This is a genomic window from Anabaena sp. CA = ATCC 33047, assembly GCF_963870205.1.
In the GTDB taxonomy this organism is placed as follows: domain Bacteria; phylum Cyanobacteriota; class Cyanobacteriia; order Cyanobacteriales; family Nostocaceae; genus Trichormus.
Map to the genome: position 1 here is coordinate 57,741 of NZ_CAWMSA010000085.1, position 12,378 is coordinate 70,118.

The 12,378-nt window shown below is 39.8% G+C and carries 6 protein-coding genes and 1 pseudogene; 6 read left to right on the forward strand and 1 reads right to left on the reverse strand.

Annotation, left to right across the window (positions count from 1 at the left end; all coding sequences use genetic code 11):
- Window positions 1-3 precede the first annotated feature (3 nt).
- The 6 genes and pseudogenes from AACS98_RS22540 to AACS98_RS22565 all read left to right on the forward strand — a co-directional run bounded on the left by AACS98_RS22540 (window position 4) and on the right by AACS98_RS22565 (window position 11,730).
- Window positions 4-4,449 carry an AAA domain-containing protein gene (locus AACS98_RS22540; RefSeq protein WP_066384343.1) on the forward strand — a complete coding sequence of 1,482 codons (4,446 nt, stop codon included), beginning with the start codon at window positions 4-6 and terminating at the stop codon, window positions 4,447-4,449.
- Window positions 4,427-6,046, forward strand: coding sequence for a hypothetical protein (locus tag AACS98_RS22545; protein ID WP_066384344.1), 1,620 nt, complete (start codon window positions 4,427-4,429; stop codon window positions 6,044-6,046). Before AACS98_RS22540 ends, AACS98_RS22545 begins: the two co-directional genes overlap by 23 nt.
- A gap of 26 nt (window positions 6,047-6,072) precedes the next feature.
- Window positions 6,073-6,255, forward strand: a pseudogene (locus tag AACS98_RS22550) (histone deacetylase); the annotation flags it as partial.
- Between the two features lie 368 nt (window positions 6,256-6,623).
- On the forward strand, window positions 6,624-7,763 hold the full coding sequence (gshA, locus tag AACS98_RS22555; RefSeq protein ID WP_066384347.1) for a glutamate--cysteine ligase: 1,140 nt from the start codon (window positions 6,624-6,626) through the stop codon (window positions 7,761-7,763).
- 348 nt (window positions 7,764-8,111) lie between these two features.
- Window positions 8,112-8,573, forward strand: a complete 462-nt coding sequence (locus tag AACS98_RS22560) for a tRNA (cytidine(34)-2'-O)-methyltransferase (protein WP_066384352.1) — start codon at window positions 8,112-8,114, stop codon at window positions 8,571-8,573.
- An 835-nt stretch (window positions 8,574-9,408) separates the two neighbouring features.
- A complete protein-coding gene (locus AACS98_RS22565) occupies window positions 9,409-11,730 on the forward strand; it encodes a peptidoglycan DD-metalloendopeptidase family protein (protein WP_232317215.1) in 2,322 nt (773 codons plus the stop codon).
- A 252-nt stretch (window positions 11,731-11,982) separates the two neighbouring features.
- On the opposite strand, the gene AACS98_RS22570 is transcribed toward AACS98_RS22565, so the two are convergent.
- Entirely contained in the window at window positions 11,983-12,330 is a 348-nt protein-coding gene (locus AACS98_RS22570) for a YbaB/EbfC family nucleoid-associated protein (RefSeq protein ID WP_015141415.1), read from the reverse strand.
- Window positions 12,331-12,378 lie beyond the last annotated feature (48 nt).

Below are 12,378 nucleotides of genomic sequence, written 5' to 3' on the forward strand. Positions count from 1 at the left end.
TTGATGGACAATCCCAAAATCAGCATCTACGAATTATCATCCGAAGATTGGGGATATAATTTGCTAGGTTCGGCAATTGACCGTCTTATTCGTGAGCTTGAAGGTCAAACTGTTCTTGAGGCTTATTCAGAATTTCAGCAAAGGCGAGGGCGTGCTAATGAATTAATGAAGGAATTGTTTGGACAAAAACCTTGCCTATTTTATGTACGCCGCAAAGGGCAAGGAAAACAAGACGGAGAAGAAATTTGGGAATTAACAATAGCCACAGATAGAGATGATGCGTTACTTCCTTCAAGACTTGAAAACCTGGGAAAAACTCTAGGATTAAGAGCTGCTGTAGAACAAAATGGATATGGCGGTTTACAAATACTTTCTACTCGGTTGTTAGAAACTAAATCAGGTTATGGCGATGGCTATGCTTTACCTTGTCTTTTGCGCCTACTGCCAAACTACAAATACCAAATTAATATTCCATCAGCAGCACTAAATAGAATAGCTAAAATGCCCATCTATGGTGATCATCTACCTACAGAGGAGCAGATTAAAGCCTGGAAAGCATTTTTACAAATAGAGAAAAAAATTGCTCAAGCACGTCAATTTTGTGTATTTTTTTCAGGTCATAATTATGGCTCTGCTACCAGAACCATCAGCTTTGATATTAATGTAGACTCAGCGACTGTTGACGGTGCTGAAGAAAATTCCCTTGATGCGGAAGATTTTTGGCAACGGGTAAGACGGGCAAAAAATGAAGATATCAGGTTGTTTGAGACTGTTCCTGATAGAAAAAACTGGCGTGATAGTCGCCAATTAGGATTGATTGAAGGATTTGATTCTCAGAAGTGTAGTATTCGCGTGAAGCTAGAACGTGAATTAGCAGAACAGATGGCAGATGGGGTTTATCAACTACCGTCTCAAGGATTTTTATATTTTCAAGCTGCTGGTGATATACAACAGATTCGTCGTAAAGAAAAAGCTTTAGAAGACTTAAATCAAGGTCGTACCCAAAACCCCTACTTAGGAAATTTCTTATTCGACGCTTCCCAAGCAAGACCAATTCAAAATATTGTTCAACTTCAACCAGAGGATTTGTTATTATCATCCGCTAATCCTAGCCAGAAAGCAGCAGTAGAAATGGTGCTTGCATCTGAGGATTTAGCTCTGATTCAAGGGCCACCAGGTACAGGTAAAACTACTGTAATTGCTGAAATTTGCTATCAAGTTGCTCTGCGGGGTGGACGTACTTTAATTGCTTCTCAAGCTAATTTAGCAGTAGATAACGCCCTGAGTCGATTAGTTCACAACCCTGTAATTCGGGCTGTAAGAAAGGGGAAAGCTGAAAAAGTAGGAGAGGAAGGACAGCAATTTTTAGAAGACAAAGTAATTAATACGTGGCTACAAAATACAGCTACTTACTGTGAAAACAACCTTGGACAAAGACTTGACAATGTAAAAATCTTACATCACTTGTTGACATTATCACAACGATTTTTAGAATATCTGAAATTAGAAGAGATATTCCAACAAAAACAAAGCCTATTAGAAACACGCAAAGCTAATTTAGAGTTAGCCTGTACAAACAAAACTAATGAATATCAACAACTAACAGCACAAATAACTGAGGTTGAATCTCTCAAGGTTGCTGTAGATAATTTATTAAATCAAGAATCTTCAGTAGGCTGGCAAGAATCACAACTTGTCAATTTATGGAATAGCCTTTTGTCATATATATCTACAGATATTTATGTTCGAGACTTTTCTGCAAATCTTCGGATAGCAGTCAATTTAGCTTCTGAACTTGGCATAATCCACCCAAATGTTAGCTTATTTGGTTTAGCTGCTTGGTTACATAATACAGCCACCGTCAACATTTCTGAATTGAAGACAGCTTTAGATTATGCGAATCATACAGTTACAGCTATGATTGAAGCTGAGTCAGCCGCACAGACTCATAGACAAAATTTGCAATCTTTTGCTGAACTTAATTCAAACCACGAAGAATTTATGAGTGTTCAGCAAAGCTTACAACAAAAAATTAGGAAATTACAAAAACGTCAGTATGAAATCAATTCCGCAGAAATTTCACTAGATACATGGCTAAGTACAGCAGCATCTAATGTGTTTAACAGCTTGAAACAATCTTTTAAAAACCGTCAAAGGTTTACAGTTGAATTAATAGAAATTCCTGTAGAATTATTAACACTTATACAGAAATATAATCATCCAGGCTGGGAAAATACTTTTGCTGATTGTCAACTAAAATTTAATGAATTGATTCAGCAATATAGTCAATGGGATAAATCTTATAAACTGCTGGGACAAATAAAAGATTTAGTAGGAAGAGGACAAAATTTATTAGGGAATAGCAAACTCAGAGAAACTGATATTTCTCAGATGATTGCTATTAAAGAAATAGATTCTGTTGTGTCTCTTTTTAAACTCAAGCAACTAGCACAAAATAGTATTGATGAAATTGAGAAACCTTTGGGTATATGGGAACAGATTATTGAAGGGATTATTGCATTTGCTGTTAATTATAAAAACTTAGAGCCAATTGTTAAAATATTACGCCCATATAGCCGTCGTTACCGTGCGTCAATAACCCTTGAGTTTATTAAAAGGCAAACTAGAATTATACTTCATAGAGTTAAACCGATTGATAGTGAATCAATTATAACTGAGATTACAAACGAATTAGTACCAGGTATTAATAAAAACGCGCTCAAATGGCTGAATCAATTACAGACTGAAACAGAACAAACTCAACAACAGCTAGAAAGAGAATTAAGTGAACAGGTAAGTTTGGCAGATAATTGTCAACAACAAATCCTGGCAATTCAAGAATCTTTAAGAATTTCTCAGAATGAAGCAGACTTTAAGATAAAAAGAGCGATCGCACTATTGCAAGAGCTTTCTCAATTCTCACATTTACCAGATGAATTGCGGGTTGCAGTTGCAAGAATGCTTGACAATACCTCTAATATATTAGCTGATATTCCACAATTTACAGCAAAAATACATCCTATTGAAAGTCGAATCAAACAACTAGAAAATGTCTTATCTTTAATAAATCATTTGGCGTTGCTTTCAAAAATTAAATCTTTGCTGATAGATAAAATATCACATATACAATCAACACAATCAAAGTGTAACAACCAACTGACAGAATATCAGAAGCAACTCAGCGAGATTATAGTTATCTTACAGCAAAACTTAGATGAGTTATCAGCAGAAAGAATCTGGTGGAAGTCAACATGGGAAACAATACCTGATAAATTTAAAATTGAGATTTCTGCTAATGACTTGTTTTCCATAGAAGCACTATATAAAGTTAAAAACCAGTTTAATTCTTGGCAAGAGCAACTAAAAAATGAAGAAGCTTATTTAACAAGATATCAGAACTTTATTCAAGATTGGATTCAAAAACTACGTCAACCATCAGAAAGCGATCGCAATGATTTGAGACGAATTTATTTAGATAATGCCAATGTTGTTGGTATTACCTGCGTTCAGGCTGCTAATCCTCATTTTAATCAAGAATTTAAATATTTTGATGTCGTTATCATTGATGAGGTTAGTAAATGTACTCCTCCAGAGTTACTAATTCCAGCCTTAAAAGGTAAAAAATTAGTTATGGTAGGCGACCATAAACAATTACCACCAATGCTCGATACTAACACTTTAGAAGAAGTTGCCCAAGCAATTGGTAGTACACGTGAAGAACTAGAATTTTTAGAAGAGTCTCTTTTTAAACTTCAGTTTGAGTCTGCTGATCAAAGCATTAAGCAAATGCTAACTATACAATATAGAATGCACCCCTTCATTATGGGTGCAATCAATCAGTTTTATGACAATAAACTAGAGTCTGGCATTTTAGAACCTGATACAAAACGCGCTCATAATTTAGCAGATAAAATTATTCAAGAACAACACCATCTAGTTTGGATAAAAACACCTATAAGTCCTGATTATCGAGAGAAAAAAAAGGGTACTTCTTTTATTAATCCTCAAGAAATTGATGTGATTGAAACTTTGTGTCACCATTTTAATAATCTTTGGGCTAATAAGGTGACTAATGGTGAACCAAAAAAAGAAATTGCCGTAATTACATTTTATGGCGCACAACTCAGAAAAATTGATGAAAGACTGCGTTCTGAATCATTTCCATATTTACAAATTCGTACTGGTACAGTTGACCGCTTTCAAGGTATGGAAAGACCTGTGGTGATTGTTAGTATGGTTCGCAACAATAAGGTTCAAGATGTGGGATTTGCTAAAAAGCCAGAACGGGTTAATGTAGCCTTTTCCCGCGCTCAAGAACTACTAATAATTGTAGGCTGTCACGAATTATTTACTGGTCAACGCGGAAAAGTTGGCAATATGTACTCTCAAGTTTCTCAAGTTATCCGTCATCAAGGAGGTTTGATTGATGTTTCTCGCATCTGCGGCTAAACCTATTGATGAAAATCTGAAAAGTTTAGTAGATAAAATTGAAGCACAAAGTTCTAGCTTATCAGTCTTAGCAGCACGTCAATTTCGATATAATCTCTACCAAACTCCTATAGAGTTAACTATTAAAGAAGCCCGCAATTTTAATCTACTTGAAGAGTTCATTATTCGAGCCGGAATTGAATTTGACACCCCAGCAACAGCAGATGAATTAGCATCTGTGCTTGGTCTTGATACTGTATTTATAACAAGTACGATTTCTACACTGCAATCATTACAAGTTATAGGAAATACCTCAGAAATTACTGTTACACCTGAAGGTCGTTTGTTTTATGAGAGGGGTTCTGTACCTCAACCACCATACGCAGTACAGATTTATGCTATTACCAGCCCTTTAGAAGAGAATATTATTTTTAAGTATGAACCATTGGATTTATTAGATAATGCCTTAATGTCACTGCCGAATTTAGCAGATTTTGTAACCATTGAACAAGAAAATAATGATGTTATCTCATTACCATTAGATGATCTACAGCAAAAGATTCAGGCTTCTAGTTTAGCTCTTCATGTTCCAGAACAGGGAAAAATTATTAATTCATGTACAATTAACTCACCGAGCCAAATAATTTGGAGAAAAATAGAAGTATTAGTAATTTTCGATGCCAATGATGATAAATTGAATATTCAAGTACGCAGTGGTAATAGAAGTTTAGAATCTGCAACAACCAAGCTACAATCACTTTTAGCTGAAGAGAGAATTTCGCTACAATCATTGTGTCGTTTGTCTGATGATATCATCAATTTTGAACGCGAAGTGACTCTTAAAAGAAAAAATGCTGAAATAGAAGCTAGAGTTGAAAAAATTAGACAAAAAGCACTAGACAATAAGACAGAAACAGATTCAAATACAGATAAATCAATAGAAAATGGTACAGCTATTCAATTAAGAGATAGACAGATTAATCAAGCTTTTTGGGAAGTATTAAAATCAGCAAAACGTCAAATTCTCATATATTCCCCTTGGGTCAGTGCTGCTGTTGTAGATGAAAAGTTTCTCAAGCTACTACAAGAATTAGTAAATCGCGGAGTTTGGATTTTAATTGGACATGGAATTGCACGACGACAAGAAGATGAAGACAGACCAATACCGCCAGAAGTAGAAGCAAAACTACAGGCGATAAAAACACCTGATGGTTTACCCGGTGTAAACATATTTTGGTTGGGAGACTCCCACGTTAAAGAAATAATAGTTGATCAAGAGATTCATCTATGTGGATCTCATAACTGGCTTTCCTACCGTGGTGACTACCTACCACGAGGGGAGTCAGTATATAAGGTGACAATTCCGAATCAAGTACAAGAAGCCTACGAGTTTTTGTCTCATCGCTTTCAAGACCACGCTCAAACATTATGGCAAAAAGCTTTACAAGTGCGTGATCCTCAGATGGCGATCAATTCTTTGTGCGTATGGGCTTCATTAGGTATGGAAGATTTAGCACTTAAACAGATCGAGGATAACAATTGCTTAGAACTTCTCCCAGTCTGGGAAAAGATTAAAGCCCAAGGTCAAAGAAGCGTGAGTACATATAAACACAATTAGACAGCGAATAAACTAGCAATTATCAAGCTTTAACTGATACTGGGCTTTTCCGTCGAGAAATGCAGGTGTTAAGTACCTGTGTTAGTGCTGGCTACCCCGTCGCCTGTGTCATTGGTGGCGGATACGCTGATGATATGCAGTCTTTAGTTTGGCGGCATTCCTTAGTACATCGTGCAGCTAGTGAGGTTTACCGTCAGTATAGGTTGTAATCTACTGCTATCTAAATCAGCATTTCATGAGAAGATATTAAACAGTAGTATTTAAAGAAGTTATCAGAATTCAAAATGCAATCAGTCGGGCATTCCTTCCCATCACTGATGGAAAATTACTCAACCTTGATTTTCTCTATCAATTATTTAATTATTTAATTAAATCAAAATTAGATAATTAATAAAAATTATCAATGAACCAGGGATATTATTCTTGACATTCATAATTTTATGTGTATGAGGTAACAAAGTCGTTAACCTCTGTTTAAAGTTTCATATTTTTTAACTTTAAATTAGCTCTGATAGTCGATGTAGACAACCGTCTAATTCGATACAATTTATAGGCTGGGAGAGCCGAGGAGAAAGCAGTGGTCTTATTAAAAGGCTTTGAAATTGAAATGTACACCGGCACGCCTCAAGGTGAAATCGTCGGTCTCTCGGATCAGATTGTGGCAGAGTTGGATGGGTTTGTGCGCGAACCAGATAGCCGCAATGTAGAATACACAACCAATCCATCAGAAAATTACGAAAATCTGTTATGCGCCTTGCTACGTCCCCGGCGCGAGTTGCGGAAATATCTGGAAAAATTGGGAGATTATACCCTCATTCCGGGAAGTACCTTATCTTTAGGTGGAAGCGATCGCTTTTTTCGTTCCGATCCCAGCAACCCATATCACGACTATATAGAAAATACTTACAACACCAAAGTAGTCACCGCTAGCGTTCATATCAATATAGGTATTGATGATCCAGAAGTGTTAATACGGGCTTGTCGCTTAATTCGTCTGGAAGCACCGCTATTTTTAGCCTTGAGTGCCTCATCTCCCTTCTTAGATGGCAAAGTTACAGGTTATCATTCCACCCGTTGGGCTACCTTCCCCCAAACACCCGCCTACGTTCCCCTATTTGAAAGTCACGCCCATCATATTGACTGGGTAGAACAGCAACTAGCAGCAGGAACAATGCAAAACGTGCGTCATTTGTGGGCGTCAGTCAGGCCAAATGGCGATCGCCGTCCCTACGATCTCAATCGTTTAGAATTGAGAATCTGTGATTTAGTCACAGATCCCATCGCCTTGCTAGCGATTACAGCCCTCTTGGAAGCGCGAATCTTGCAAATCATCGAAAATCCTGAAATTGAGCCGTTAACCCAAAGTATATTTTCTCCCGAAGAACTAATCACAATTACCACTCAGAACGAAATAGCGGCTGCTAGTGCGAGTCTAGATGCACAATTACAACACTGGCAAGATGGACGCAGCATCATCGCCAGAGATTGGATTGCTGAATTATATAAGGAAGTTTGGGCGATCGCTAAACAGCAAGGTTTTAGCTGTTTCCTCTCTCCCTTACACAAAATCCTGCGGGAAGGTAATGAAGCTCAACACTGGCTACAATTGCATGGAGTTGGTTTTGACTCCCAGCGAGTGATTAACCAAGCGATTACAGCTACCCGCGAACGGGAAATTGAACTACAAAACAAGTTGTGTTCGCCTCTAGTCGCATAGAGAGTTACCTGATTGCAGCGTGATTTTCCTGGGAATAGCAAAATTTTCAGGAAAATAAATCATCTTATTTAGTCATTAGTCATTAGTCATTAGTCATTAGTCATTAGTCATTAGTCATTAGTTTCTCTTCTCTGCTCCTCCGCTCCCCTGCTCCTCCGCTCCCCTGCTCCCCTGCTCCCCTGCTCCTCCACTCCCTATTCCCTGTTTCAACCTGATTTTTGCGTTTTAAAAATCTAATCAATAGGTACAGCTTGACAATTATTAACAAAACCTATGGTCAACCTCTGTCTATTGGTAGATTTTACATGGTAAAAATAGTTTTTTATACAAATAAAATTTCTCAGAAAAATGCCGCAGGTAGTTTTAGTTAATCCGCAAATCCCCCCAAATACAGGTAATATTGCCCGTACTTGTGCTGCTACAGATACAGAGTTACATCTAGTCGGGCCATTGGGATTTGAAATTAGCGATCGCTACCTCAAAAGAGCCGGTTTAGATTATTGGCCTTACGTCAAACTGCACTATCACAAATCGCTAGAAGCCTTTCAAAACGTACGTCAAGAGCGCGGTGGCAGATGGTTAGGATTTTCTGTAAGAGGCAGTCATAACTATGTTGACTACCAATATCAAGACGATGACTGGTTACTGTTTGGTAGTGAAACTGCTGGCTTATCACCAGAAGTTCTCTCAGCTTGTGATACCACCTTATACATTCCTATGGCTCAACCAGGGGTTCGCAGTTTGAACCTTTCCGTCAGTGTGGCTATAGGTTTGTTTGAAGCTCGTCGTCAGTTAGGTTATTTACTGTAATAGTTAAACATATTTTGCTTAAGTAGAGTTACTTGTGCAAAATATATATTTTCGTTACAAAATCAGGCTGATTGAAAAATCAACTTCTAAAATCAAGAATCAATTTAAGTAACTCTTAATACTGAAATTGATAGTGTCAAACGTAATTATACGTAAAAAGCCACAAATGTTGAGGTGGGTTGATATAAGAAATCTGTATATCAAATTCCATCCGATCTCGAATTTGAATGATAGATTTTGATGAATTCAAATTGTCTGATTTCAGGAACCAAAAACTTGAAAACCCTTTCTTATGAAGCATTTGAACTATTGTGGTGGGATAGCTGTCTCTGGGAAGCTAAAAAAATGTTGAGAGTTTGTACGGTTGCCTTTTAGGGAATAATCAACTTAAAGTCTCGTGTTGGGAAGACGGATCAGGGAAAAAAACCTTGAAGATATCTACAGCAAGGGACATCTCTTTTCCAGAAGTCGTAACCAAACAACTGCTCTTGGCGTGACAATGTACCGGACATAATGTTGAGGTATTTTTCAGTCACACCACAAGCAGCAACACAGGCAAAGACAACTGTAAACAGCAAACTGTTAAAGGATGTGAGGAGCGAAACAGACAGGTAAGCAGAGCAAGTTTAAGTTTTGCTAACAGATGTGAACTTGTCTAAATCAGAGAAGCAGGATAAATTTTGCATAAGCAACTCTGGTGAATGTAATTTTGGGATATCGTGTGATGTGAACAAAATTATGGACAAGTATCAGGCTGGAAAATTGAGGTCAGTTAAGCGCTAGTGATCATAGGAGGTCGTCTTTGAAACGAGCATTGAAAAAAAGAGAAAAGGCTGTGCTGAAAAATACCCCTAGCAGCGATGATGCCCCGGCAGATCAGTTAAACATATCCAATAGTAAAATGATCCGTCGAGCGCAAACACAAGCCGCGATGATTGGCTTGGCCATCTCAATGGGAGCAACTGGTCTCTTGGTGACTCGGCAAGGCGATCAAGCCCAAGCAGCAGCCCCAGTAGGCAGCCAAAAAGCCGCCTCAACTATTTCTGCTGACTCTGATCAAGAAGTGAAATTTGCTGCCAGCAAGCTGGGCAACCCCATAGTTATCTCAGCAAGCGTGCCAGATAATCAGGTGATAGTAGAACCAACAGCAATTTCACAGGTGCCTGGGCTTGAAGCCAAATGGCAAGTTCTGGCAAGTGGAATGTCTGTACAGGCTGCTACCGCAGAGAACTTTTCCCCAAACACTGCCAAGCAAGAGCCATCTCCATCGGCGCAGACAGAGACTACAGCCGCCAAAGAGTCTGGAGAGCCACTTGCTAATGCTAATAGTGTGATTGTTGATCAAACTAAAACAATAAAAACAGAACCACAAACAGAAGTAGCCAATAGCACATCTGCCAGTGGCGAAATGAATGCTAAACTTAAGGCCCAGCAAGAATTTGCGCTCAATCGTTTACAAGAAAAATCGAACCGTTTAAGAAAAAGTCTGGCGGAGTTGCGGTCTGAGGAGTCCAAAGATTTATCAAAAACTACTACGCAGTTAACACAGCCTACAACTGTAGCAAATCAAATGCCGCCCCTCAGCACAAGTGGCACAGTGATCGAACAGTCAGCAAATGTGACTGCTGGTAGCCCAAACAATCTGGTATCAAGTTTAAAACAGCCGCAGGCAATTAATATCCCAGTGCAGCCAGCAGCGACAACTGCACCAGTGACATCAACAATTCCTGCGTCATCCCAGCAGAAAACCTATAACGTTAAACCTGGAGATACATTAGCGGCGATCGCGAAAAGACACAATATTTCCATCTCCGAATTAATTCAAGCAAATAGTCTGAGCAATCCTAATCAGCTGCAAATCAGTCAGAAAATTGTCATTCCTGCGGCTCCAGTCAACAGAGGGATTACCATTGAAACACCAGTGGTGGTTAATTCCCCTAGCCTAGAGTATGGCAATAATCCCGACAGAGCTACTTTTCCAGTCAGCATTGCTGGTGTTAACCGCAACTCAACCACTGGAGAAACATCAGTCATAGCGGATAACAGCAGAATCATCGTCCCGACACCAGCAACTAACAACAGCCCCACCCAAGCAGATGATGATCTAGTTGCGCCAGAAACAGCAGCTGATAATGCTGATAATGATAATATTGACGCTCAAGGCATGGGTGGAGAGACTCCAGTTCCATCAGATGTGGTGGCAACACAGCAGCGCAAACAACCAGCTAATCAAACAGCCACAGCCAAAAGCGATCCACGCCTCCAGAGCTTACAAGCAGAAATTCAGAGATTACAACAAAAATACCGCGCTCAAAAATCTGGAAATACTGCTATCCCAGAAGCTACCACTGAAAGCGAAAATGCTGCTGTAGCAATTCCCGTAGCTACTCCCAATAGCGTGACAGCATCTCAACCCAGAGCTAACCGCAAAAATTTAGCTATACCGATTGCTGTTCCCAGCCCACTTACACCGAGCTACGCAAATCAACCCGAACCCGTTAAGCCAGAATTTCGTGCGATTCGTCCTCTGAATAATGAGCCGATTAACCCGGAGTTCTTGTCTAACAATGGAGCTAGTCAGTTGAATTCCTCCCGCAACACACCGAGTCAACGGCTAGCAACACCTCCTACTGGTATCAATGCCAACGATTCTTTAGGACGGATGCGGGGAACAACTGTATCTCCCACCAAGCTGCCACCATTGGCAGCAGTAGACCAGTATTTACCACAACCAATTGACCAGGCAACACCACCTCCTTCCAACTCTTCCGTAGCCTATATTTGGCCGGCAAAAGGTGTACTCACCTCCGGTTATGGTTGGCGGTGGGGAAGAATGCACAGAGGAATTGATATTGCCAACGCCGTTGGTACACCAATTTATGCGTCTGCTGATGGCGTAGTCGAAAAAGCTGGCTGGAATAGAGGAGGATACGGTATTCTCGTAGATATCCGCCATCCTGATGGTAGCTTAACTCGTTATGCTCACAACAGCAGGGTCTTGGTACGAATAGGTCAACAAGTCCGCCAAGGTCAGCAAATTGCTGACATGGGTAACACTGGTTTCAGCACCGGCCCCCACAGTCACTTTGAAATTCATCCGTCAGGTAAGGGAGCAGTTAACCCCATCGCTATGCTACCCAGCCGTGGCCGCGTGTAGGTAGTATCTGGTTTGAATTTAATTACTTGATTGAGAAGAGGGAGTTGTACTCCCTCTTCTGCTTTTTCCTAATTTTGCCAAAATCCCCACCTTCATCGGGCGGGGATGGTGCTTCGGGCCAATCAAATGGTTTAATGTCCGTTGTCAGTTGATTTGGGGGTGGAATCGTCGTCTCACCCGCATTCATCCCACACCAGAGTTTCTGGGCGGGACTGTATGCGAACGCCCTAGGACTTAGGGCTGCTGATTTAGCTAAAAACCAGGCAATTCTAAACCACTGGTGAGTTCTTCCATGCGTTCCCGCATAGTTGCTGTAGACTTTTCATAGGCATTTTTCATCGCCACTGTCACTAGGTCAGAAAGCATATCTGCACCTTGTGCTAGTGCATCCGGGGAGATTTCCACACGTTTGGGTTCTTGGTTGCCACTGACAATTACCTTCACCAGTCCACCACCAGACTCGCCCTGAATTTCCATTTGCTCCAATTCTTCTTGAAGTCGCTTTGCGCCTTCTTGAACTTGTTGTGCTTTCTTAAATGCTTCGGCTAGTTCTTTCATTTTTCCTAAGCCAAAGCCAAATCCTTGTCCTTTTCCTGTCATAACTGATTGTCCGCTTGTGCTTTGAATAACAAATCAAATTCAATTATA